We start from the raw sequence: 22041 nt of genomic DNA on the forward strand, positions 1-22041 counted from the left end.
GCAGAAAGCCTCAATATTGTGGCTTGAATCAACCACAGCGACGCAACCCATGAACCGCAAAGGCATTGTTTTGGCGGGTGGTCAAGCCACCCGACTTTATCCAGCCACCTCGGCTGTCAGCAAACAATTGCTGCCGGTTTATGACAAACCCATGATTTATTACCCTCTAAGTACATTGATGCTTGCTGGTGTTCGCGAGGTATTGATCATTTCCACCCCGCATGACACCCCTCGTTTCGAGCAGTTGCTGGGCGATGGTTCTCGCTGGGGTATGCGAATTGAATACGCTGTTCAGGATCAACCAGGTGGAGTTGCCCAGGCCCTGTTGGTAGCCGAGCCGTTTCTTCAGGGGCTTCCCTGTGCCTTGGTGTTGGGTGACAACCTGTTTTATGGACAAAACCTGGTGCGCCAAATGCAATACGCCTACGGACAAAAACGTGGGGCCACTATTTTTGCCTATTCAGTGGCAAAACCAGAGGCCTATGGCGTGTTGGAAATTGATGGGCAAGGGCTGGTGGTGGGTATTGAAGAAAAACCTCTGAAACCCAAAAGTAAAAAGGCAGTGACAGGCTTGTATTTTTTTGATGAACAGGCGCCTCAAATTGCGAAGGAGTTGAAACCTTCAGCCCGTGGGGAGCTGGAAATTACAGACGTGATTCGTACTTATCTGGAAGCGGGTCAATTGGCTGTGGAACATATGGGGCGAGGGCAGGCCTGGCTTGATACCGGAACGGCGGATAGCCTGTTGGACGCCGCCAATTTTATTCAAACCATTGAGCGCAGGCAGGGCTTGAAGGTATCTTGCCCGGAGGAGATCGCATGGCGCAACAAATGGATTTCCAATGCGGAGTTGTCGGCTTTGGCCATGCCTTTGAGCAAGAGCGGTTATGGTGAATACCTTTTGGGTTTGATGGATGGCTGGGTCTGAAATGAATCTTCAAACAACTCCATTGCAAGGCCTGTTGGTGTTGACCCCGAATGTCCACAGGGACGCACGCGGTTACTTTCTGGAAAGTTTTAATTCGAAAACGTTCAAGCAATTGACTGGCTTGCAGCCAGAATTCGTGCAAACCAATGAATCACTTTCTACAAAAGGTGTACTTCGCGGATTGCACTGGCAAGAATCGCCCAAAGCACAGGGCAAGCTTGTGCGGTTGGTGACGGGGGCCGTATTTGATGTGGTTGTGGATTTGAGATCAAATTCGGAAACCTTCGGGCAGTGGTTTGGCTGTGAGCTGAATGCAGTGAATCAGAAGCAGTTGTGGATACCTGCGGGCTTTGCGCATGGTTTTTTAACCTTGTCTGATCAAGCCATTCTCAACTACCAGGTCACCGACTTTCACAGCCCCGAACACGAGCGTTGCCTGGCCTGGAATGACCCTGTTCTGAATATTGACTGGCCTTTGAAAAAATTGGGAATTTCAGCCCCGGTTGTGTCTGCCAAAGATGCGGATGGCATCGCATTTACGGAGCTATAGCAATGGCTCAGTGGTATGTGATTTACACCAAGCCACGGCAGGAGGCGGTGGCCCTTGAAAATTTGCAGCGGCAGAATTACACAGTGCTGTATCCACGCGCGCGCCTTCAGAAACGAAAAGCCGGGCAGGGCAGTGTTGCCGTGGTTGAGCCATTGTTTCCAAGGTACATGTTTGTGCGTCTGAAAACTGGTGTGGATGACTTTTCCAAATTGCGTTCAACCAAAGGTTGTGTTGATCTGGTGAAGTTTGGTGGAAAAGCGTCCACTGTGCCCGATGACTTGATTGACTTTATTCATGCACGGGCCGACGCCGACTATGTCATTGATTTACAGCGTGCAAATGAATTGCAGGTGGGTGGCAAAGTGAGGGTGGCTGAAGGACCACTGGAGGGATTCATGGGCACCATTGCTTTGGCAAAAAGTGACCACCGCGTGATTGTGTTGTTGAACATCATGGGGGCCGAACGCAACGTCGAACTGAGAAAAGACCAGTTGGACCAAGCGTGACCCCCACGGGGTTTAACCTTCGTCGGCTTGTCTGGCGTCCAGTTCGGAAAGTGATTTGGCCAGGCCTTCCACCTTCTTTTTAGTTTCACCCACCAGGTTGGAAATTTCATACGCTGCGGATGCACTTCGTTGTGCCAGGCCCCGCACTTCATCGGCCACCACAGCGAAGCCGCGGCCAGCTTCGCCAGCACGTGCGGCCTCAATGGCTGCGTTCAAGGCCAGCAAGTTGGTTTGCGATGCAATGCCATCAATGGTTCCCACAATGGATCCAATCTGATCACTGACTTTCAATACATCCCGCATGGCTTGATTGGTTTCTTCAATGGTGCGGCGGCGTGCGGTAATGTCGCCGCCATACATCACGATGCGCTTGATGCTGCCATCAAAGCCTGCAATGGGTGTCAAGGTGGCGGCCACGAACACTGCGCTGCCACTTGCTGTTTTGAAGGCAAGTTCTGTGCTGACCGCTTCGCCTTTGCGCAGCTTTGCCAGCTCGGTTGTGCTGACTGCCTTGTCCAGCTTGTTTTCTGGCAAAAGCAAATCGTTGTTCGATTTGGCTTCCAACAAGTTTCTGAGCAGGGTGTTCGCAATTTCAATATCACCGTTGGCATTCCATTCCAGCACAAGGTTGGAACGCTGAATGGCCTCTAGCCGAATGTCAAATTCAACGGATCGGGTTTTCGTTTCGGTGATGTTGGCCTGGATCGAGATGAATTGGCACAACACGCCTTTTGCATCAAACACCGGGTTGATGGCGAGTGAAATCCAGTAGGGTTTTCCGTGCCGGTCGTAATTCAGGATTTCGTCATAAAAGGCTTCGCGGCTGCGAAGTTTGTCCCGAATTTTTTGAACGGTTTCAGGCGAGGTTTCCTTGCCCTGCAAAATGTGACCTGGCTTTTTACCGCGAACTTCGTCAAGTTTGTAGCCTGTCAAAGCCACAAACCCAGGGTTGACGTACTCAATCAAACCCTCTGCGTTGGTAATCACCACCGAGTTGTCCGTTTCGTTGGCGACCAGTGACAGCAGGCGGAATTGCTCCCGTTGCGCCACTTCGGCAGTTACGTCTTTCACAAAAGCGGTGTACATGATGTCGTCGCCCACACGCAGTTTGGACAACGATAAACCACCCCACACCACGCGGCCGTCTTTGCGTTCAATGCGAACCTCGCGGCTGGTGCCTACAATTTTGTCCATGCCGGTGGTGCGGTTTGCATTCACCAGGTTGTCGTGGTTGGATTGAAGCTGAACCGGAACCAGCATCTTGACGTTCTTGCCCAGCACCTCGTCGCGACTGTAGCCCCAAAGCTGTTCTGCGGCCTTGTTGAAGAAGGTGACATTGTTGCGTGCGTCGATGGTGACGACCGCGTCAATGGTTTGTTCAAGTGTCTGGTTGATTTGCTCGCGCGCATTGCGCTCGGCTGAAATGTCGCGCACGAATGCGGTGTAGCAAATCTTGTTACCGGTTTTGACCCGAGAAAGGCTTAAAGACGCCCAGATTGTTTCGCCAGACTTGCGCTCAAGCTGAACCTCGCGAAACGTGCCCACGATTTTGTCTTGCCCGGTGCTTCGATTGTTGTTGACGTAGTCGTCGTGCCTGCCCTGAATGGCATGAGGGACCAGCATTTTGACGTTCTGGCCGATGACCTCATCAGCAGTGTAGCCCCACAGTTTTTCGGCGGCGGCATTGTAATAAGTCACCCGGTTTTTCTCGTCAATGCTGACAACCGCGTCAATGGTTTGGTCGAGAATCTGGTTCTGACTGGAATTTCCGAACAGCCGCATGGGGAATAGCTCCTGAATACATTCATTGAATGATTTCGATTCTGGAGTAAATTTGCGTATCGGAAACTCCGAGACAAGGGGGTAAATTCCCCCTAGTTCGGGTTACACCAAATGGATGGCTTACTTGGTACGGTTCCAGTCGTTGACACAACCCAGCTGCACGGCGTCACGTTCAACTGGCCCTGTCTGTGTCAGTGTTCGGCTTTCACCGGGCATGATGTACAGCTCGGTAATATTTTTTCCTGTGGATACTCTGCAGCGCTTGGGGTGTTTGTCATGCAGGTTTTGAATGAGCACCACTGTTTCTTCGCAAGACTGGGTAATGGTGGCTTTGGTGGTGCCATCGGAAAGGTCTTGAACCTGTTTGCCTTCAATATTGCACAATGTGGCAGGGGGTATGTTCTGTGACCCGTCCCCCTCTGTTTTACTGGGTGTTGGAACGATGGCCACGCAGGCTGTTGCAAGTACTGAAGCAATCGTGATCAAGGTGAGTCGACTAAATTTGCTTGCGATTTCAATCATGTTCTGTCCTTATTAAATGAGTATGAGTTCAAGCCTGCAATAATTGGATGTCGGGTATCCAGTTTTGGATACGCCATTGTAAATGGAACTGCGTTTTCTTTTTTCCAGATTTTATTCTAAGCAATTGACAGGGCAATTATGACTTTATTGGTTACCGGGTCAGCGGGTTTTATTGGTTCGTGCTTTGTACGGCAGCACTTTGAACACAGCGATGAACCCGTTGTCAGCCTGGATGCGCTGACCTACGCCGGCCATTTGAGTACGCTGGGCAACGTTCTGCAAAACCCGAATCACACATTCGTGCATGCCTCAATCGGCGACGTGGATCAGGTTCGAGCAATTCTGGAGACGCACACCCCCCGGGCAATTTTGAATTTCGCCGCAGAAAGCCATGTAGACCGTTCAATTCTTGGACCGAGTGCATTCATTGAAACCAATGTGGTCGGTACCTATCGCTTGCTGGAATGTGCTCGCGAATTCTGGAACAAGCTGCAAGGGACCGAGAAAGCTGGTTTTCGTTTTTTGCATGTCAGCACGGACGAAGTTTACGGCACGCTGGCGGCGGGGGATGCTCCTTTTTCAGAAACCAACCGGTACGAGCCCAACAGCCCCTATTCAGCCAGCAAAGCAGCAAGTGATCACCTGGTTCGAGCGTGGCACCACACCTACGGAATGCCTGTACTGACGACCAATTGCAGCAACAATTACGGCCCTTACCACTTTCCGGAAAAGCTGATTCCCTTGTGCATCATGAATGCGCTGGCGGGAAAGCCTTTGCCTGTTTATGGCGATGGCCAGCAAATTCGTGACTGGTTGTTCGTCGAGGATCACACCCGCGGAATCCGCAGCGTCCTTGAAAATGGCGCCATCGGTGAAACCTACAACATTGGTGGCTGGAATGAGAAAGCCAATCTTGACGTGGTAAACCTGATTTGCAAGTTGCTGGACGAGTTGCGCCCGCGCGCGGATGGTGTGTCGTACGCCACCCAGATTGCCTTTGTCACCGACCGCCCCGGGCACGACAGACGCTATGCAATTGACGCGCGAAAAATTGAGCGTGAATTAGGCTGGAAGCCAGCAGAAACATTCGAGACCGGTATTCGGAAAACCGTGCAGTGGTATTTGGCCAATCAGGCATGGGTGGCTGAGGTGACAGCAGGGCGTTGAATGTGGATCGACTCGGCTGATGTAGCCAATGCAGCAGGGTTGCCCAATTCCGCACTGAAAACCGCTGATCCCTTTTTGATCCCATCCACCACTCACAAAGCCTCGGCAAAAAAGATGGCCGAGGCTTTGTGGTGCCCAGTGGCACACGCAGTGGGCTGAGACAAAAAGAGGCGGTTTTCCTGAATGTGCGGTATGGACAAACCCATTGCTGCATTGGCTTGAGTCGGAGCCCGAGAGTTGCTACCAACCCGCCACTGTCACACTTGTTCAGCGCAGGGCTCAAGGCCCAATCGGTGGCGCTGTCCCAATCGCTTCGCCTTTAAGAAAACCTGCCCGTTTGAGTACACACGCCATGGTCGGCGACAAGCCGACACCGAGTCTTGGCCTTCTTTTTTGCCAAGCGAGGTGAGTCAGTGTGTATTCAATAAGGGAAATTCAGGTTTTCTGGCGATCGATTGGGATTCGCGCCGATTCGGCCGGCAGCACAGATACCGATCCAGCCAGTAGCACAGGCAGTGACTGCACAACCCTTGCGCTCATCGCGCTTCAGTTAAACTATTGCATCAGTGTTCAGGAGAACTTCGCTTTGGGAATTCGCGTACTCGTGCTTGGCGCACAAGGCCAGCTTGGCCACACGATTGGTCAACATGCCAAACCGGCTTTGATGGAAACCATGGATGCACTGGTCAGTTACGGCCGCGACAAAGCAGACCTTAGCAAGCCCGATACACTGGTGAACGCGCTGAAAGACGTTCGGCCCGATGTGGTCATCAATGCTGCCGCTTACACCAACGTTGAAAAAGCTGAAACTGAACCTGAGCTGGCCCATGCCATCAATGCCAAGGCAGTGGGCGTGTTGGCCGAGCAATGCAAAAAACAGGGTGTTGCCCTGGTGCATTACAGTACCGATTACGTGTTTGACGGCAAAGCCACCCAGCCTTATTCAGAAAGCGATCCGACCAACCCCTTGAGCGTTTACGGCAAGTCGAAACTTGAGGGCGAGAAGTATCTGAAGGAAGTGGGTGGTAACTGGGTGGTTTTCCGTACCAGCTGGGTGTATGGGCAGCGGGGCGGCAATTTTTGCAGAACCATGATCAAACTGGCCCAAGAGCGTGACACCTTGAAGGTGGTGGACGACCAAACCAGTGCCCCGACACCCGCCAATTGGTTGGCTGAGCTGGGTTTGAGTGTGGCTGGCGTGGTTGCGATGCACCGCTACAAAATTCAGGGCAAATTGGCACCTTCCTTTCTGCCCGATTTTCCATCAGAAATTCCAAGCGGCGAAATTTTTCACGCCAGTGCAGCCGGTGTGACCACTTGGTTCGACTACGCCTGTTTGGCCATTGAGCATGCCCACAAGCAAGGGCTTGTTCAGCGCATGCCCAACATTGAGCGGGCCAAGACTGCCGACATGAATTTTGCGGCGCAGCGGCCATCATATTCAGTTTTGAACAACAAAAAGCTGATCGATACTTTCCGCGTTAACCCCCCGGAATGGACCAAGGGTGTGCGCAATTTTGTGTTGAATTATTGAGTTCAGTGAATCCTTAACACCGTACTTTTCACTGAAGCCCAGGCCCCCAGCATCACCAGCACCACCCACACCAGGACCAGGCCCAGCGCGGTAATGCCGCTGGGTTGTTCAAAGCGGAAATCGCTGTCGAATTCACGAATGAATTGCCCCGCCGCGTCATCGGCCAAGCCCATGGCGCCGCTGACCACGGCATAAGCCAACCCAAAAGCGACTAGTGCCAGGCTGACAGCCCACCACAACGTGGGGCGGCCTACCTCGGTGTCGGTTGCGCCGAGTGACTTCAGCACATGCACCTCGGCCTGGTTGCGAATCAGCTGCAAGCGCACGGTGTTGAAGGTGACGACCAACACCATGCCAGCGATCAAGACCGCCAGTGCAATGGCGATGATCTGCGTGCCATTCAATACTGATTGAAGTCGCCGAACCCATTGAGCATCGTATTGCACATGCTCAACGCCGGTGAATTGTTTCCATTGGGCAATTTTTTGTTCGATGGCTTGTGTGTTGGTTGTTGCATCCACTTCCAGCACCACCACAACGGTGTAGGGCAGGGGGTTTTCAGGCAGTGCGCCAGCCAGGTCGGGTGTTTGGCTTTGTGCGCGCAGGCGTTCCATGGCCTGTTCCGGGGTGACGATATTCACGCTGTCCAGGTCGAAGTCGCGCTTTAATTGCGCGGCTGCACTTTTGACGGAATCCAGTGTGGCGTCGGGCTTGAAGTACAGGCTGATTTCGGGGTCACCGACCCAGCGGTCCATGCTGGGCACAATCGCGTTTAAGCCCTGAGCAATGGTCCAGGGCATGGCCAGCGCAATGGCCAGAACCAGTGCGTTGAACAAATGCCCAAACGGCTCGTCCAGCCAAAGCTTCAAACCCGCAGAAATGGAAAACCACTGCAAACGTAACCAACGCATGTGTTATCTCTTAAAAATGGATCAAGCCCCGTAGGCCTTGTTCAGAAAGTCTTTGGAAAAGGTTTGCACACCGGTTTCCCGTTCGCCGCCATGCGTCAGGTCGGCAGGCGCGGGCAGCACCGCACCTTCGCCCAGCTTCAGTCGATGGGTAATGCGGTTGAACCGATGCGCTTCGTGGGTGGCCACAATCACTGTGACGCCTGCCTGGTTGAATTCCTCCAGCAGGCCGACCACGCGTGCGGCTGATTCATCGTCCAGCTGTGCTGTTGGTTCATCGGCCAGCACCAGAGCAGGGCGGTTCACCACTGCGCGGGCAATCTGCAAACGCAGTTGTTGCCCGCCCGACAGTTCGCTGGGCAGCATGCGGTCGGTGTGGCTTAAGCCCACGCGGGCCAGGGCAGCTTTCACGCGGCTTTGAATGTCGCTCTCGCTCAGGCCCACCACGCGCAGTGGCAGTGCCACGTTGTCAAAGCAGGTGCTGTTCTGGAGCAGTTGAACGTCCATGCCGGTGTAGCCGACGCTGCGCCGGTAGTGGGCACGCTCGCGGCGGTTCAGCCGTGCAATCGAGCTTTTTCCCAGCAGAATATCTCCACTGCTGGGTTGCTCGAAGGTTGCCAACAGGCGAAGAATGGAGCTTTTGCCAGCACCGGAATGCCCTTCCAGCAGGGTGAACGAACCCCGAGGCAGCTGAAAGTTCACGCCCTTCAAGGCCGCGTGGGTGCCGTATTTCAAGCTGACGTTTTTGAACTGGATCATGGGTTCTGGTTTCCGTCCGTATCAATGCCCACCAAGGCGTTGGCAAACTCGCGGGGGCTGAACGGGCGCAGGTCTCCCAGCTTTTCGCCCACGCCGATGAACGCCACCGGCACACGTGTACTCATGCTCATCGCTGCCAGAATACCGCCCTTGGCTGTGCCGTCCAGTTTGGTAACCACCAGTGCAGTCAATGTCAGTGCATCATTGAAGGCCTTGATTTGCTGCAAGGCGTTTTGGCCGTTGGTGGCATCGACCACCAGCACTATTTCATGGGGTGCGTCCATTTTGGCTTTGCCCAGGACTTTCTTGATTTTTTTAAGTTCCTCCATCAAGTGAAGCTGGGTAGGCAAGCGGCCTGCGGTGTCACAAATCACGATGTGCTTGTTGCGCGACATGCCAGCCTGAACGGAATCGAAGGCTACTGCGCCCGGGTCGCTTCCTTCTGCAGAAATGACATCCACATTGCTGCGTTGGGCCCACACATCCAGTTGCTCGCGCGCTGCTGCTCGGAAGGTGTCGCCGGCTGCCAACAGAACGGAATAACCAATTTCTGCGTAGTGGTTGGCCAGTTTGCCAATGCTGGTGGTTTTGCCGGCACCATTCACACCGACTACCATCATGACCAGGGGGCGGGCCCGGTCAACACCCATGCTGGTTTCGAGTGGACGAAGCAGGTCAAACACCGCGTCGCGCAGCACAAGGCGCACGTCTTCGGGCCTGGTCAGGCTTTTCTGGTACACGGTGTCGCGCACTTTCTGCATCAGCAATTCAGTGGCTGGCAAGCCGCAATCGGCCAGCAGCAGGCGTTCTTCCATTTCTTCGAAAAAAGCCTCGTCCACCTTTTCGCCGGTGAACATGGAGGTGAGGCCCGAGCGGGTTTTGGTCAACCCCGACTTCAAGCGGCCAAGCCAGTCCTGTCTTTGACCAGGAATCTGCATCTAAAACTCCAAGGAAGGAAACTAAGCGGCGCGATCCACTGTCACACACGCACATGTTGAATGACTTATTCTACCATTGGCGTTAAAACCGACGTTTGATGTGAAAGGTGTCTGAATGATAAAAGCTGGTTTTAAACTGCGCCGCCACTGTGTGGCGTTTGTGGGTAGTGTGGCATTGTCGATGAGCATGCTGATGCCAACGGCCCAGGCCGCAGATGGGGATGTGACCGAATACAAGCTGAACAACGGCTTGCGCATTGTGGTCAAAGAGGATCACCGTTCGCCGACCGTGGCGCACATGGTGTGGTACAAGGCCGGGTCAATCGACGAATACAATGGCACCACGGGCGTGGCGCACGTGCTTGAACACATGATGTTCAAGGGCACCAAGAACTTGAAGGTGGGCGAGTTTTCCCAAACAGTCGCTGCCTTGGGCGGACGTGACAACGCTTTTACCAGCCGCGACTACACTGCTTATTTCCAGCAACTGCAGGCCAAGGATTTGGGCAAGGTCATGGCGCTTGAAGCTGACCGCATGGCCAACCTGGTGCTGAGCGAAAGCGAGTTCAAGAAAGAAATTCAGGTGGTGATGGAAGAACGCCGTTACCGCACTGACGACCAGGCCCAAGGCAAGCTGTACGAAGCCTTTATGGCTACAGCTTTTCAGGCCAACCCCACGCGATACCCTGTGATTGGCTGGATGAGCGACCTTCAGGCCATGACCTACAAAGACGCCCGCAAGTGGTACGACACTTGGTATGCCCCACAAAATGCCGTGCTGGTTGTGGTGGGCGATGTTCAGCCCGCGCAGGTCAAAACCATGGCCGAGAAAACTTATGGCAAGGTCAAGCCGAAACAGCTTGAAGAAAGAAAGCCGCAGGAAGAACCGAAGCAGGAAGGCATACGCCGCGTGCAGGTGAAAGCACCCGCCGAGAACCCTTACTTGATCATGGGCTTCAAGGTGCCCAAGTTGAATGACGTGCTGAAAGACCGCGATGCCTATTCTTTGGCTGTGCTGTCCGCCGTACTGGATGGTTATTCCGGTGCGCGTTTGAACCGTGAACTGGTTCAAAACCAGAAAGTTGCCTTGCAGGCCGGTGCCAGTTATGACATGACGGGTCGCGGTCCCTCACTTTTCTATCTGGATGGCGCACCGGCAGCAGGTCAAACTGTTGAGAATCTGGAACAAGCCTTGTTGGCGCAAGTGAAGAAAGTGGCCGACGAGGGTGTTAGTGAAGCCGAGCTGGCGCGGGTGAAAGCCCAGTTGATTGCCAGCCAGGTGTACAAGCGCGATTCCGTGTATGGGCAGGCTGTGGAAATTGGACAGAACGTGACCATTGGTTTTGAAGTGGGTGACATTGACCGCATGATCGAACAGATCAAAACTGTGACTCCTCAGGAAGTGCAGTACGCCGCGCAGAAGTTTTTTGATCCCGATCAGCTGACTGTGGGCGCCCTGTACCCATTGCCGATTGACCCGAACAAGAAGAATGCGCCGCCGAAGGGCCTCAGTCACTAGAACCAGTCATTGGATCTCGCCATTGAATGATATTCCCAAGGATGCTTCACCATGTTGAGTAGTAAAAACAAAGTATTCATTCGCGGCCTGTTTGCCGCTGGTGCCACCGCAGCCACCGTGTTTGCCACGCCGGCCAGTGCCGCTTTGCCGATTGAAAGCTGGACAGCAGCCAGCGGTGCAAAAGTCATGTTCATGCGGGCCGAAGCCCTGCCCATGTTGGATGTGCGCGTGGATTTTCCTGCTGGTAGCCGGGCTGACCCGGCAGGCAAGGAAGGCTTGGCTGGTGCCACGGGCGACATGATAGGCCGCGGCGCTGAAGGCCTTTCTGAAAACGACATTGCGGACGGTTTTGCTGACACCGGTGCCCAGTTTTCAGGTGGCGCCAGCAGCGATTCGGCCGGTGTGCAATTGCGCACCCTCACTTCCGAGCCCGAGTTTTCAAAAGCGCTTGCCTTGATGAAAACGGTACTGCAAAAGCCCGTGTTTAGCGCTGACATTCTGGCCCGCGAAAATGCGCGCTCGGTGGCTGCATTGAAAGAATCGCTGACCAAGCCAGCCACGCTGGCTGACCGCGCCTTTGCCAGCGCCCTGTACCCGAATCACCCTTATGGCACGCATGTGTCCGAGACCAGCTTGAACGCTATTTCACTGACTGATGTGCAGCAGTTTTACAAAACACGCTACCTGGGCAACAAGGCGGTTGTTTCCATGGTGGGCAACATTACCCGTGCGCAGGCTGAAACACTGGCCAATGAACTGACTGCCGGCTTGCCCAAAGGCGAACTGGAAGGCAACCCCTTGGGTGGGGCCGATTTTCCGGCCTTGCAGGCAGCCATGAAAGGGCAAACCATTCAAATTGATCACCCTGCTGCGCAAAGCCACATCGTGATGGGGTTGCCCGCCATGCGCCGCGGTGCACCCGATTACTTTGACTTGCTGGTGGCCAATCACATTCTGGGTGGTGGCGGTTTTGTTTCCCGCCTGATGGACGAAATCCGCGAAAAACGCGGCCTGGCCTACAGTGCGTATTCCTATTTCATGCCGGCCGGTGATGCAGGCCCCTTCCAGGCTGGTGTTCAAACCAAGAAGGAGTCCACTGCCGAAGCAGTCAGCATCATGCGAAAAACCGTGCTGGAATTCATTGAAAAAGGCCCTACGCAAGCCGAGTTGAATGCAGCCAAGCAAAATCTGATTGGTGGTTTTCCGCTGCGAATTGACAGCAACAGCAAGTTGATCGGCAACATCTCCATGATGGGCCTGCACGACATGCCACTGAACTACCTGGACACCTGGACAGCAGAAATCAACAAGGTGACCGTACAAAGCGCGCGTGAAGCTTTTGCCAAGCATGTGAACCCGGACAAGCTGGTCACGGTGGTGGTGGGCGGCAAGCTTGAGTAAATTGAGAATTGTGGGTGGTGCTTGGCGCAGGCACCAATTGCCCATTGCCGAGGTTGAGGGTTTAAGGCCAACGCCAGACCGTGTTCGGGAAACCGTGTTCAACTGGCTTGGGCAAGATTGCACTGGCATGGATGTGCTTGATTTGTATGCAGGCACTGGTGCCTTGGGGTTCGAAGCGGCATCGCGGGGTGCCGCCAGCGTGGTATTGGTTGAACAACATCGCAAGGTGCTTGCCCAACTGCAGGAAAACCGCGCTTACCTGTTGTCAAAATGGCCGTCCGACACAGGCCCTGTACCCCAGATCCAGATTGATGCTGCCGATGTTCTGGCTTGTGTGAAACGCTTGGCCGGTGCGGGCAAACGCTTTGACCTGGTGGCGCTGGACCCACCGTTTCGAAGTGAATTGATGCAATCCACCTTGGCCTTGTTGCCCGCGGTGTTGAAGCCAGGTGGGTTGGTTTATGCCGAGTGGCATGAAAACCTGTTCGACGACGAAGCAGCGCTGTGCAAAGCCTTGGGCATTGAGAAACTTGATGCATTGCGGCATTTAAAAGCAGGCCAAGTGCATGCGCATTTGTTCGCCCTGCCTGCTCTGTGATACAAAGCGGGATAGAGCAGTAATCACGCAAAACCTTTGATATGGAGCTCAGCGATGCGCATTGCTGTTTATCCCGGAACATTTGACCCGTTGACCCGTGGCCACGAAGACTTGGTTCGCCGTGGTGCGAAGATTTTTGACAAGCTTGTGGTGGGTGTGGCCGACAGCCCCAACAAGAAGCCATTTTTCACCATGGATGAGCGTGTGAAAATTGCCAGCGAGGTGCTGAGCCATTACCCCAACGTCGAGGTGAAGGGTTTTCGTGGCTTGTTGAAAGACTTTGTGCGCGATAACGGCGCGAATGTGATTATTCGCGGACTGCGTGCGGTAAGCGATTTCGAATACGAGTTTCAGATGGCGGGCATGAACCGCTATTTGCTGCCCGATGTGGAAACCATGTTTCTGACCCCGTCTGACCAGTACCAGTTCATTTCCGGCACCATCGTGCGGGAAATTGCTTCACTGGGTGGCGATGTCAGCAAGTTTGTGTTTCCTTCGGTTGAACACTGGTTGAACCAGAAGCTGGGCTTGACCCCGCCACAGGTTGTCAACAAATAAAAGCGGTTTATGGCTTTAATCATCACCGATGAATGCATCAATTGCGACGTGTGCGAGCCCGAGTGCCCCAACGGCGCAATCAGCATGGGTGAAGAGATCTACGAAATTGATCCGGGCAAATGCACCGAGTGCGTGGGCCATTTCGATGAGCCCCAGTGCGTGGTAGTTTGCCCTGTGGAATGCATCCCCAAAGACCCAGCGCACCCCGACACTCGGCAGCAACTGCTGGGCAAGTTTTTCAAGTTGCACCCGGATAAATCGCCTTATCTGCCTGATGCAGATGCTGCCGTTGCTGCAAAGGCGCCGCCTGCTGAAGGGTGTTGAACAGGACAGAGCAAAACGCTTAATGTGTCGGCGGGCAATTCATCCCACACCCTGAACCAGCCAGCTTGCCAGGCCCAGTAGGTGTCATTCAAAAACCTTGGTCTGCCATCGGCAATGCAATTCAATTCCCGTGTCTGCAGTTCTGCCGGTATGCCTTCGCTGCCTTCAATCGTTTCCGGGGATATGGTCAGGAAGCGGTTTGACGCGTCATAGGCCATGTTGAATGTCCAGGCTTGCGCGTCTTCATGGGTGTAGGTCCATTCCGCCTTGTTCATGATCCAGTTTTGTGAGGGCAAACCGCCTTCAAACTGTTGGACAGAAAATGCAGCCTGATGCGTTTCCGGCAGGTCATCGCGCCGAATGTAAGTGCGCAGGTTTTCCCCGGAGAGCTTCAAGAAGGGTGCGCCTTGTCCACCATTGGCTTGTTCAATACTGGCCACCAACTTGCCTTGCTCGGCAGTGCCCGTCCAGGGAAAGCCGTCCCATTTGCCATCCACGTCCAGTTTCAACTGGCTCAGTTGTACTTGACCATTCTGCAACCCTTCGGGTTTTGCACTCATCGCGATGTAGAGTTGGTTGTCTGTTTCAGGTGTTTTTATGGCAAGTCTCCAGCCAAGACTGAATTGCCCGCCCGCAGCCTCATTACCCAGTTCAAATTTCAATTGTTCAATTTTGCCGCTTAACGCCTGGTTGGCCTGCGTGTTCGACACAGCAAAATTGGCCTGTTCAATTTCCAGCTTGTGCAAATTCAGCTGAGGTGTAAAGAAACCTGGGTTGGCCACCTGCGTACTTTGCCATGCCCTTGCCGCCAAGGCCACAGGTAAAACAGGCATGCAATCAAGCGAAAAGCCGGGGCAGTCCACCTGCTTTTGAGATTGAACGGCGAGCCCTTTCAATACGATGGAGTTGATTTGCAAGCGGCCTTGCTGAATGGATGAGGGCATATTCATTCCCAGCCGCAGCAGGGCCAGTTGAACATTTTCGCCCCGTGCCGGGTCGTCGATTTCAATTTCAGTGATGATCAACTGCGGGTTGAGCGACAGGGCCAGCACCACGCGATTTACGTCAATGCGTTGATCCGGGTATTGGTTCTTCAGGCTTTGAAGGCGGGGTTCCCAGAGGAAGCGCGGGACGACCACGCCATGTGAGAACACGACCAGTGCAAAGCCCAAGACAAGCAGGGCAGCGATGATTTTCGAAGACTTGGACATGGCGGTGGGTGCTGCAAAATGAAACTGAGCTTACCCTAGCACACAAAAACGGGTACCAAAAAACAAGGCCCCGAAGGGCCTTTGTTTTTAGCGGGGGAGCTGTCGGGAGTAACTGGAAAAACCAGCCGCACTGGTTGAACCAAGCTTTTTATACGTTGAACAGGAAGTTCAACACGTCGCCGTCTTTCACGACGTATTCCTTGCCTTCAGCACGCATCTTGCCCGCTTCTTTCGCGCCGTTCTCGCCTTTGAACTGAATGTAGTCTTCAAAGGCGATGGTTTGGGCGCGAATGAAGCCACGCTCAAAGTCGGTGTGAATCACGCCTGCTGCCTTGGGACCTGTGTCACCAATCTTGATGGTCCAGGCGCGCACTTCCTTCACACCCGCGGTGAAGTAGGTTTGCAGGCCCAGCAGTTTGAAGCCGGCGCGAATAACGCGATTCAAACCAGGTTCTGTCATGCCCATGTCCGCCAGGAATTCCATTTTGTCCGCATCGTCCAGGTCCGCAATTTCTGCTTCAATGGCGGCACATACGGCCACCACAGGCGCATTTTGCTTGGCTGCGTATTCCTGAAGGCGTTCAACAAAAGGGTTGTTCTCAAAACCATCTTCGGCCACGTTGGCTACGTACATGGCGGGTTTGGCAGTAATCAGGCCAAAGCTTTTGATGGCAAACAGCTCTTCTTGATCCAGACCCAAGGCACGCACCGGTTTGGCTTCGTTCAACTGGGCTTCGCAGCGCTGCAGAATGGCCAGCACCTTGGCGGCTTCCTTGTCGTTGGCACGGGCTTGCTTGGCCAGGCGGTGGATGGCTTTTTCAACCGTGCCCATGTCGGCCAGGCACAGTTCGGTTTCAATGGTTTCAATGTCTGAAAGCGGGTCGACGCGGCCGTTGACGTGGATCACGTTGTCGTCTTCAAAGCAACGCACCACGTTCACAATGGCGTCGGTTTCCCGAATGTGCGCCAGGAACTGGTTACCCAGGCCTTCGCCCTTGGAGGCACCGGCCACCAGGCCCGCGATGTCCACGAACTCAACTGTGGCGGGCACAATCCGTTCGGGCTTGACGATGTCTGCAAGTTGTTGCAAACGCGCATCGGGCACTTCCACCATGCCCACGTTGGGTTCAATGGTACAGAAGGGATAGTTTTCTGCAGCAATGCCCGCTTTGGTCAGCGCGTTGAACAGGGTGGATTTACCGACGTTGGGAAGGCCAACGATGCCGCATTTGAGGGTCATGAGAATTCGCTAAGTGCTTAATTGGATGGGGTGAATTGTACCGCGCCTAGCGATTGACGTCGTTCAGCCACTGCTGAAAATCGTCGGCCATGCGATGGCTTTCCCGAATGGCGCTTTGCCACAGGGGAATGCGCACGCTGTGATCGAATTTGTAGCGCTTGAAGTCGCTGCGATCTGGGATCTTTTTGGCTGGCAGGCTGGCTACAAACTGCGGTGAAGGGCACACCAGGATCACATTGCTCATCCATTCCGGTTTGGCCTTGCGCAGCTTGAGAAATTTGTCGAGCCAGCCCGGTGTCACTGTGGGTGCAAAGTGGGGATAAAGCACCAAGCCGTCCAGCCGGTGGTAGGGCAGGGCAAGGTGGTAGTCGGTCAGGCCACCGTCCCAAAAAGGCCCTTCGTGATGCTTCACTTCGGTGGAGTTGTTTTCCAGGGCCTGGGTAATTTTATGAACCGGATTCAGCACGAAGGGAATGCTGCCAGAGGCTAACAAGGCGTCGTGAATGTTCAGTGAATCCAGGTTTTCAATGCGGGTGGGAATGCGGTCAAAAGGTTGCCTCAACCAATCTGTGTGGGCGCCAGGACTTTGAAAAACCCAGCGCTCGAAATAGCTGGAAAGCCTGTTGCGGTTCAAGCTGTTGGCCAGCACTGCCGATGCAAAACCCTGCATGCGGGCGTGCTGGTGCTGAGCATGCGAATGCGCTTGGGATTTTGCGTGATAAAGCGGGGTCAGGCCGCGATTGACCCACACCAGCAGCTCTTTGCCCACAGGTTTCGCCATGCATTGCGCTTCTTCGGCCACCACGGCCTGCACCATCGCGCCACACACGCGGCTTATTTCATGTCGGTCCACGCCTTTGCGGTAGTCCTGTGCTTCTACATACTGTTGGGCCAGGCGTTTGAAACTGGCTATCGGGTTGCTACTGGCCGCCGCTGCCATGCGCCAGGCACCAATTGAGGCGCCAATCAACTGCAAGGGCTTGATCCCTTTTGCTGCGCGTTGGCGCAAATGTTCCGCTCCCAACCAGTCGCTGAACAGGTATTGGTCCAGCCCCTGCAAGATCAAGCCTTTTGGCCCGCCTGCCGCTGCCGGGATCGCACAAATGTCTTCTGGCCTCAAGCCCTTGTTGGCAATGTGTGCCTTGGCACGTTCGCCCAGAATGACCTGAATGCTGCTGATGTGGCTGCTCATGTTCTTGCTCACGTGCACTCGGTGTGAATGTGGGTGGTGGCCTGCCCAATCTGACCCTTCAAAATCAGCTCGGTGTACTTCAGTAGCACGTCAATGGATCGATCAATCCACTGTTGCTGTTCGCTGCTGGGGCGGTGCAGAACAAAGTCGGCCACGCCCTGTTGCAAATTCAGGCTGCGCGGGTGGCCAATCCCAATGCGTGCCCGCCAGAATTCATTGCTGCCCATGTGTGCATGAATGTCTTTCAAACCATTGTGCCCTGCGTGCCCGCCGCCTTTTTTCATCTTGATCTGACCTGGCAGCAAATCAAGTTCATCGTGCGCCACCAGAATTTCTTGTGGTGCAATCTTGAAAAACTTGGCTAAGGTACCCACTGCCTGGCCTGATCGGTTCATGAAGGTGGTGGGAAACAGCAGCCACACGTCTTCACCGGCTACCTTGATGCGGGCCATGTCGCCGAAAAACCGTTTATCACTTTGCAAAAACACATTGTGTTTGCGCGCGAGCGCTTCCAGATACCACACGCCTGCGTTGTGACGGGTATCGGCATATTGCGGGCCGGGGTTACCCAAGCCGACGATCAGCTTGATTGGGTTGTTGGTGGGGTTGTTGCTGGACATGAAGAAAAACAGCCCTGTGATTCACAAGGCTGTATTTTGTCTGAAAATCAATCCATCAACCACCTATCGGGTAATACGTGCTTTGGATAAAATATTTTTTAATTTCCTGTGTGGGGGCTGTCATGTTGAATATTTCCTTGTTTGCTCGTCCCTTTTGCTTGTTGGCCCTGTGTTTTGGAATGGCAGGTTGTGCTGGTTTTAGGGCTGGAGTTGAAAGTGTGGCCTATCTTGATTCTGCGGATCATCTACAACCCAGGCAAGGTCACGGAATGCAAGCAAGACACAATTTGAGTTGGCAGGATGTTCGATTTTCAGTCGAATTGAATAACAAGTTGCAAACACGCGATCACACCGTGATGTTGTTTGTTGTGCCCACCACAATTGATCCATTCGATAAATTCATTGGTGCAAACGACAGTAAAAAGCTTGTGGCTTTTGTGGAAATGAAGTCTGTAAATCCTGAAGTGTCGTTTGATGCGACAGCAGTCAGATTTATTGTCAACGGCCAGACGCACCCTCCAATCAAGGTCTCGGAGTATGCCAGATGGAACGAAGATGGTCAGGTAAACAACCTGGATGGCAAGTGGGGGTACAGGGACTTGCAATCAACTCGAGTTCTTCAGGATTCCGAACACAACTATTCGTTCAAACTCGAGTTTGATCTGGATCGACCATCTCCAAGAGAAGAGAGTTATCAGCTGGACTTGAGTCGAGCTTTGAAATTTCCCAATGGTGAACAAGGACCACTGGTGAAATTCAAAGCCTTACCCTGGAAGCATGGTTACACTTGATCAGATCTGATTGGTTTTTACTCGTGCAGATTGGTCAACCCTTCTCCAAGCGCTCACCAGCGCCATCAAACTGGCTGTGGTGATGTTGTCGTGAAAGCCAACACCGAACTTGCTGCCCGGCATATTGGGTACGCTCACCTCGATAATGGCCATGGCCTTTGATTTGGCGCCTTGGCCCACGCTGCGTTCTTCAAAACCCACAATGTCCATCGGTATGCCAAGTGCTTGCACAGCAGCGTCCAGCGGCCCATTGCCGACACCTTCCAGCCTTGAAATTTCACCGTGTTGCTGCACGGTGATTTCAATGCCCTGGCCGCCTTCGGCATCAAACACTTTGTGGCTGATGTAGCGGGGCTGGCTTTCATCATTTTGCAAATAGGTTTGTTCAAACAAAGCCCACAAGGCGGGTGATGTCATTTCAGCGGCCGTGCTGTCACTGACTTTTTGCACCACACCTGAAAATTCGACCTGCATGCGGCGTGGCATGACCACACCATGTTCACGTTCAAGAATGTAGGCAATACCGCCCTTGCCCGATTGGCTGTTGACACGAATCACGCTGTCGTAAGTGCGACCCACGTCCACCGGGTCGATGGGCAAATAAGGCACTTCCCAAATGGCGTCGGGTTTTTGAATGTCAAAGCCCTTTTTGATTGCATCCTGGTGCGACCCCGAAAACGCGGTGTACACCAGATCGCCCACATAGGGGTGGCGCGGGTGAATGGGCAACTGCGTGCAACTTTCAACTACGCGAGCCACGGCATTGATGTCGGAAAAGTCAAGGTTCGGGTGCACACCCTGGGTGTACATGTTCAAGGCCAGGGTCACAATGTCCACGTTGCCACAGCGTTCGCCGTTGCCAAAAAGGCAGCCTTCCACGCGCTGCGCGCCCGCCATCATCGCCAATTCTGCTGTGGCCACGCCGGTGCCGCGGTCGTTGTGCGGGTGCACGGAAAGCACCACATGTTCGCGCCGCGCAAGCCGCCTGTCCATCCATTCAATTTGATCGGCAAAAACATTGGGTGTGCTCCATTCCACGGTGGTGGGCAGGTTGATGATGATCTTGCGGTTTGGCCCCGCTTCCCAGGCCTCAATGGCCGTGTTGCAGGCCTGCAAGGCCACATCCAGTTCGGTCATGTTGAAACACTCGGGGGAGTACTGTAAAACCCACTGGGTTTCAGGGTGTGCGTCAGTCAGTTCTTTGACCTTCTGCACGCGCTTTTTCACCATGTCGATGACCTCGGGTACAGTCATGCGGAACACCGTATTTCTCCACACGGGTGCGGTGGAGTTGTAGATGTGGACGATGGCGCTTTTGGCGCCAATCACCGATTCCACTGTTCGCTCGATAAGATCATCACGAGCCTGAGTCATGACCATGGGGGTGACGTCATCCGGAATCTGATCGTTTTCAATCAAATGCCGCACCACATCAAAGTCGATCTGCGAGGCTGCCGGAAAACCCACTTCGATTTCCTTGAAGCCGATGCGCACCAATTCCTTGAAGAAGTCCAGCTTGGTGGCCACGCTCATGGGTTCAAATATCGCCTGGTTGCCGTCGCGCAAATCGGTGCTTAACCAGATTGGCGCATTCTCGATAGCCTTGTTGGGCCATGTTCTGTCGGGCAGGTCCACTTTGTAAGCGGGGCGGTATTTGGTGGCAGGGTTCTTCAACATGCTCATTTGCTTCCTGGGCCTCCTTGGGCCTTCATTACTACTGGGTAAAACGTGTGTCGATGAAGAACAGTGTATGCCTGTTAAGCTGACAGATGATTGCGTTTTTGCTTTGAAAAATAATTGATTTGGCAGATAATTGCCAATTACCTGGCTATCGAGGCAGAAAAATCCGTATGCATCAATTAGATCGATATGACAAGGCGATTCTGACCCTGTTGCAGGCCGATGGGCGAATGAGCAACCAGGACTTGGCCGATGCCATTGGCCTTTCCCCCTCACCCTGTTTGCGCCGAGTGAAAGTGCTTGAAGAGGCCGGTTTGATCACCGGTTACCGCGCCTTGGTGGATGCGAAAAAACTGGGTTTCAGTTTGATGGCCCTGATTTACATTTCAATGGACCAGCACACGCCCGAACGATTCGCCAGCTTTGAGGCGGCTGTGTCCGCCATTCCTGAGGTGCTGGAATGTTTGCTGATTACTGGCCAGCAGGCTGATTATCAGCTGAAGGTGATTGTGGCCGACATGGATGGTTACCAGGAGTTGCTGCTGAACCGAATTACCCGCATCAAGGGCGTAACTGGGGTGCATACCAGCTTCGTGTTGCGACGGGTGGTCGACAAAACCCAGGTACCTGTTTGAACTTAGCCCTGTTTTTGAAGCAGATTTTGAATCAACACACCGCCACCACCAATCAGCACCCCAAAATATACAATTGAAGCCAGGTTGGCCAAGTGCCCCAGCAGCACGGCTGCGCCATCGCGTTGAATCAAGCCCACGGCCAGAAACAGCAGGGCGATCCCTGGCACGGTGTTGCTGAACGGGATGAATCCGAAAGGTGCCATTAACAGCAGTGCACCTAAAATCAATGCGGCATCGTTGATGCGGTTCACGACTGGCCCACAGGCCATGGAGGACATGCGGTGCGGTTTGCTGATCTTTTCCAGGCGGGGAATCCACGCCAAACCTTTTTGAAGTGCGGCGCGCAGTTTGTCTGCGGGCAAGGCACGTTCCTTGAATCGCTTGGGCAGCCACAGGGTACGCCCAAACATTCTGCTGATACCGATCAGCAAAATGGCCGCGCCGAAAATGGTGCTGACTCCAGGAATGGACACTGGCACCATGAACACCAAAGTCAGAAAAGCCACCAGCAGCAACATGCCTTCCCTGCCCACCAGATCCAGAATTTCCCCAAGGCTCACCGTGTCGACAGGCAGTTGATCAATCACCACCTTGATTTGCTCTCCGAGGGTACGTTCGCTGGTTTGGGTGTCTTGTTTGAGATCAGGCATTGGCGTTGCTCGTTTTAATGATTTGTCA

24 protein-coding genes are annotated in these 22041 nt (G+C 53.8%); 13 read left to right on the forward strand and 11 right to left on the reverse strand.

Annotation, left to right across the window (positions count from 1 at the left end; genetic code table 11):
• Nucleotides 1-49 precede the first annotated feature (49 nt).
• The 3 genes from rfbA to RGQ30_RS01455 are packed head-to-tail and all read left to right on the forward strand — an operon-like array spanning nucleotide 50 to nucleotide 1984.
• Complete coding sequence (gene rfbA, locus RGQ30_RS01445; protein ID WP_130558667.1) at nucleotides 50-928, forward strand: glucose-1-phosphate thymidylyltransferase RfbA; 879 nt, start codon at nucleotides 50-52, stop codon at nucleotides 926-928.
• Between the two features lies 1 nt (nucleotide 929).
• Entirely contained in the window at nucleotides 930-1478 is a 549-nt protein-coding gene (rfbC, locus tag RGQ30_RS01450) for a dTDP-4-dehydrorhamnose 3,5-epimerase (protein ID WP_130558666.1), read from the forward strand.
• Between the two features lie 2 nt (nucleotides 1479-1480).
• Nucleotides 1481-1984, forward strand: coding sequence for a transcriptional activator RfaH (locus RGQ30_RS01455; protein WP_130558665.1), 504 nt, complete (start codon nucleotides 1481-1483; stop codon nucleotides 1982-1984).
• A gap of 12 nt (nucleotides 1985-1996) precedes the next feature.
• On the opposite strand, the gene RGQ30_RS01460 is transcribed toward RGQ30_RS01455, so the two are convergent.
• Nucleotides 1997-3766 carry a PAS domain S-box protein gene (locus tag RGQ30_RS01460; protein ID WP_130558664.1) on the reverse strand — a complete coding sequence of 590 codons (1770 nt, stop codon included), beginning with the start codon at nucleotides 3764-3766 and terminating at the stop codon, nucleotides 1997-1999.
• 120 nt (nucleotides 3767-3886) lie between these two features.
• Nucleotides 3887-4288 carry a hypothetical protein gene (locus RGQ30_RS01465; RefSeq protein WP_130558663.1) on the reverse strand — a complete coding sequence of 134 codons (402 nt, stop codon included), beginning with the start codon at nucleotides 4286-4288 and terminating at the stop codon, nucleotides 3887-3889.
• A gap of 138 nt (nucleotides 4289-4426) precedes the next feature.
• On the opposite strand from RGQ30_RS01465, the gene rfbB reads away from it, so the two are divergent.
• The 3 genes from rfbB (at nucleotide 4427) to rfbD (ending at nucleotide 6989) form a co-directional block, all read left to right on the forward strand.
• Nucleotides 4427-5455, forward strand: a complete 1029-nt coding sequence (rfbB, locus tag RGQ30_RS01470) for a dTDP-glucose 4,6-dehydratase (protein WP_130558662.1) — start codon at nucleotides 4427-4429, stop codon at nucleotides 5453-5455.
• The gene (locus tag RGQ30_RS01475; RefSeq protein WP_298219407.1) at nucleotides 5456-5614 is read left to right on the forward strand and encodes a hypothetical protein; all 159 of its coding nucleotides are present in this window, start codon (nucleotides 5456-5458) and stop codon (nucleotides 5612-5614) included. It begins immediately after the preceding gene.
• A gap of 427 nt (nucleotides 5615-6041) precedes the next feature.
• Nucleotides 6042-6989, forward strand: a complete 948-nt coding sequence (gene rfbD, locus RGQ30_RS01480; RefSeq protein WP_338284646.1) for a dTDP-4-dehydrorhamnose reductase — start codon at nucleotides 6042-6044, stop codon at nucleotides 6987-6989.
• A 2-nt stretch (nucleotides 6990-6991) separates the two neighbouring features.
• On the opposite strand, the gene RGQ30_RS01485 is transcribed toward rfbD, so the two are convergent.
• The 3 genes from RGQ30_RS01485 to ftsY are packed head-to-tail and all read right to left on the reverse strand — an operon-like array spanning nucleotide 6992 to nucleotide 9594.
• A complete protein-coding gene (locus RGQ30_RS01485) occupies nucleotides 6992-7900 on the reverse strand; it encodes a cell division protein FtsX (RefSeq protein WP_130558660.1) in 909 nt (302 codons plus the stop codon).
• Between the two features lie 21 nt (nucleotides 7901-7921).
• Nucleotides 7922-8656: a cell division ATP-binding protein FtsE gene (locus tag RGQ30_RS01490; protein ID WP_130558659.1), complete on the reverse strand. Its 735-nt coding sequence runs from the start codon at nucleotides 8654-8656 to the stop codon at nucleotides 7922-7924.
• Complete coding sequence (gene ftsY / locus RGQ30_RS01495; RefSeq protein ID WP_130558658.1) at nucleotides 8653-9594, reverse strand: signal recognition particle-docking protein FtsY; 942 nt, start codon at nucleotides 9592-9594, stop codon at nucleotides 8653-8655. The genes RGQ30_RS01490 and ftsY overlap by 4 nt, the downstream gene beginning before the upstream one ends.
• Nucleotides 9595-9709: 115 nt before the next feature.
• Between ftsY and RGQ30_RS01500 the strand changes: the two genes are divergently transcribed.
• Genes RGQ30_RS01500 through RGQ30_RS01520 form a run of 5 tightly spaced genes read left to right on the forward strand, consistent with a single transcriptional unit; the run spans nucleotide 9710 to nucleotide 13994 of the window.
• Entirely contained in the window at nucleotides 9710-11113 is a 1404-nt protein-coding gene (locus RGQ30_RS01500; protein ID WP_130558657.1) for a M16 family metallopeptidase, read from the forward strand.
• Between the two features lie 51 nt (nucleotides 11114-11164).
• Nucleotides 11165-12514, forward strand: coding sequence for a M16 family metallopeptidase (locus RGQ30_RS01505; RefSeq protein ID WP_130558656.1), 1350 nt, complete (start codon nucleotides 11165-11167; stop codon nucleotides 12512-12514).
• Nucleotides 12507-13112, forward strand: a complete 606-nt coding sequence (gene rsmD, locus RGQ30_RS01510; protein ID WP_338284648.1) for a 16S rRNA (guanine(966)-N(2))-methyltransferase RsmD — start codon at nucleotides 12507-12509, stop codon at nucleotides 13110-13112. Before RGQ30_RS01505 ends, rsmD begins: the two co-directional genes overlap by 8 nt.
• 54 nt (nucleotides 13113-13166) lie before the next feature.
• Nucleotides 13167-13670 carry a pantetheine-phosphate adenylyltransferase gene (gene coaD / locus RGQ30_RS01515; RefSeq protein WP_130558655.1) on the forward strand — a complete coding sequence of 168 codons (504 nt, stop codon included), beginning with the start codon at nucleotides 13167-13169 and terminating at the stop codon, nucleotides 13668-13670.
• Between the two features lie 9 nt (nucleotides 13671-13679).
• Nucleotides 13680-13994: a YfhL family 4Fe-4S dicluster ferredoxin gene (locus RGQ30_RS01520; RefSeq protein WP_130558654.1), complete on the forward strand. Its 315-nt coding sequence runs from the start codon at nucleotides 13680-13682 to the stop codon at nucleotides 13992-13994.
• Here RGQ30_RS01520 and RGQ30_RS01525 read toward each other — a convergent pair.
• The 4 genes from RGQ30_RS01525 to pth form a co-directional block, all read right to left on the reverse strand.
• Nucleotides 13934-15205 (reverse strand): AsmA family protein, encoded by a 1272-nt coding sequence (locus RGQ30_RS01525; protein WP_130558653.1) that lies wholly within the window; start codon nucleotides 15203-15205, stop codon nucleotides 13934-13936. The two genes, RGQ30_RS01520 and RGQ30_RS01525, sit on opposite strands and share 61 nt — an antisense overlap.
• 148 nt (nucleotides 15206-15353) lie before the next feature.
• Nucleotides 15354-16445 (reverse strand): redox-regulated ATPase YchF, encoded by a 1092-nt coding sequence (ychF, locus tag RGQ30_RS01530; RefSeq protein WP_130558652.1) that lies wholly within the window; start codon nucleotides 16443-16445, stop codon nucleotides 15354-15356.
• Nucleotides 16446-16491: 46 nt separating this feature from the next.
• Entirely contained in the window at nucleotides 16492-17637 is a 1146-nt protein-coding gene (locus RGQ30_RS01535) for a patatin-like phospholipase family protein (protein ID WP_298219389.1), read from the reverse strand.
• Between the two features lie 8 nt (nucleotides 17638-17645).
• Nucleotides 17646-18257 carry an aminoacyl-tRNA hydrolase gene (pth, locus tag RGQ30_RS01540; RefSeq protein ID WP_130558650.1) on the reverse strand — a complete coding sequence of 204 codons (612 nt, stop codon included), beginning with the start codon at nucleotides 18255-18257 and terminating at the stop codon, nucleotides 17646-17648.
• A gap of 353 nt (nucleotides 18258-18610) precedes the next feature.
• On the opposite strand from pth, the gene RGQ30_RS01545 reads away from it, so the two are divergent.
• Complete coding sequence (locus RGQ30_RS01545) at nucleotides 18611-19048, forward strand: hypothetical protein (protein ID WP_338284651.1); 438 nt, start codon at nucleotides 18611-18613, stop codon at nucleotides 19046-19048.
• On the opposite strand, the gene leuA is transcribed toward RGQ30_RS01545, so the two are convergent.
• Nucleotides 19049-20725 (reverse strand): 2-isopropylmalate synthase, encoded by a 1677-nt coding sequence (leuA, locus tag RGQ30_RS01550; RefSeq protein ID WP_130558752.1) that lies wholly within the window; start codon nucleotides 20723-20725, stop codon nucleotides 19049-19051.
• Nucleotides 20726-20898: 173 nt separating this feature from the next.
• On the opposite strand from leuA, the gene RGQ30_RS01555 reads away from it, so the two are divergent.
• Nucleotides 20899-21363 (forward strand): Lrp/AsnC family transcriptional regulator, encoded by a 465-nt coding sequence (locus RGQ30_RS01555; protein ID WP_130558648.1) that lies wholly within the window; start codon nucleotides 20899-20901, stop codon nucleotides 21361-21363.
• 2 nt (nucleotides 21364-21365) lie between these two features.
• Here the strand turns inward: RGQ30_RS01555 and RGQ30_RS01560 are convergent, their stop codons facing one another.
• Nucleotides 21366-22013, reverse strand: a complete 648-nt coding sequence (locus RGQ30_RS01560; RefSeq protein ID WP_130558647.1) for an exopolysaccharide biosynthesis protein — start codon at nucleotides 22011-22013, stop codon at nucleotides 21366-21368.
• Between the last annotated feature and the right edge of the window lie 28 nt (nucleotides 22014-22041).

Source organism: Limnobacter thiooxidans, assembly GCF_036323495.1.
Taxonomy (GTDB): Bacteria; Pseudomonadota; Gammaproteobacteria; order Burkholderiales; family Burkholderiaceae_B; genus Limnobacter; species Limnobacter thiooxidans.

Excerpts from the sequence above, each read along its gene's own strand:
- rfbA (WP_130558667.1), top strand. The coding sequence starts at position 50 with ATGAACCGCAAAGGCATTGTTTTGGCGGGTGGTCAAGCCACCCGACTT.
- rfbC (WP_130558666.1), top strand. The coding sequence starts at position 930 with ATGAATCTTCAAACAACTCCATTGCAAGGCCTGTTGGTGTTGACCCCG.
- RGQ30_RS01455 (WP_130558665.1), top strand. The coding sequence starts at position 1,481 with ATGGCTCAGTGGTATGTGATTTACACCAAGCCACGGCAGGAGGCGGTG.
- RGQ30_RS01460 (WP_130558664.1), bottom strand. The coding sequence starts at position 3,766 with ATGCGGCTGTTCGGAAATTCCAGTCAGAACCAGATTCTCGACCAAACC.
- RGQ30_RS01465 (WP_130558663.1), bottom strand. The coding sequence starts at position 4,288 with ATGATTGAAATCGCAAGCAAATTTAGTCGACTCACCTTGATCACGATT.
- rfbB (WP_130558662.1), top strand. The coding sequence starts at position 4,427 with ATGACTTTATTGGTTACCGGGTCAGCGGGTTTTATTGGTTCGTGCTTT.
- RGQ30_RS01475 (WP_298219407.1), top strand. The coding sequence starts at position 5,456 with ATGTGGATCGACTCGGCTGATGTAGCCAATGCAGCAGGGTTGCCCAAT.
- RGQ30_RS01485 (WP_130558660.1), bottom strand. The coding sequence starts at position 7,900 with ATGCGTTGGTTACGTTTGCAGTGGTTTTCCATTTCTGCGGGTTTGAAG.
- RGQ30_RS01490 (WP_130558659.1), bottom strand. The coding sequence starts at position 8,656 with ATGATCCAGTTCAAAAACGTCAGCTTGAAATACGGCACCCACGCGGCC.
- ftsY (WP_130558658.1), bottom strand. The coding sequence starts at position 9,594 with ATGCAGATTCCTGGTCAAAGACAGGACTGGCTTGGCCGCTTGAAGTCG.
- RGQ30_RS01500 (WP_130558657.1), top strand. The coding sequence starts at position 9,710 with ATGATAAAAGCTGGTTTTAAACTGCGCCGCCACTGTGTGGCGTTTGTG.
- RGQ30_RS01505 (WP_130558656.1), top strand. The coding sequence starts at position 11,165 with ATGTTGAGTAGTAAAAACAAAGTATTCATTCGCGGCCTGTTTGCCGCT.
- coaD (WP_130558655.1), top strand. The coding sequence starts at position 13,167 with ATGCGCATTGCTGTTTATCCCGGAACATTTGACCCGTTGACCCGTGGC.
- RGQ30_RS01520 (WP_130558654.1), top strand. The coding sequence starts at position 13,680 with ATGGCTTTAATCATCACCGATGAATGCATCAATTGCGACGTGTGCGAG.
- RGQ30_RS01525 (WP_130558653.1), bottom strand. The coding sequence starts at position 15,205 with ATGTCCAAGTCTTCGAAAATCATCGCTGCCCTGCTTGTCTTGGGCTTT.
- ychF (WP_130558652.1), bottom strand. The coding sequence starts at position 16,445 with ATGACCCTCAAATGCGGCATCGTTGGCCTTCCCAACGTCGGTAAATCC.
- RGQ30_RS01535 (WP_298219389.1), bottom strand. The coding sequence starts at position 17,637 with ATGAGCAGCCACATCAGCAGCATTCAGGTCATTCTGGGCGAACGTGCC.
- pth (WP_130558650.1), bottom strand. The coding sequence starts at position 18,257 with ATGTCCAGCAACAACCCCACCAACAACCCAATCAAGCTGATCGTCGGC.
- leuA (WP_130558752.1), bottom strand. The coding sequence starts at position 20,725 with ATGTTGAAGAACCCTGCCACCAAATACCGCCCCGCTTACAAAGTGGAC.
- RGQ30_RS01555 (WP_130558648.1), top strand. The coding sequence starts at position 20,899 with ATGCATCAATTAGATCGATATGACAAGGCGATTCTGACCCTGTTGCAG.
- RGQ30_RS01560 (WP_130558647.1), bottom strand. The coding sequence starts at position 22,013 with ATGCCTGATCTCAAACAAGACACCCAAACCAGCGAACGTACCCTCGGA.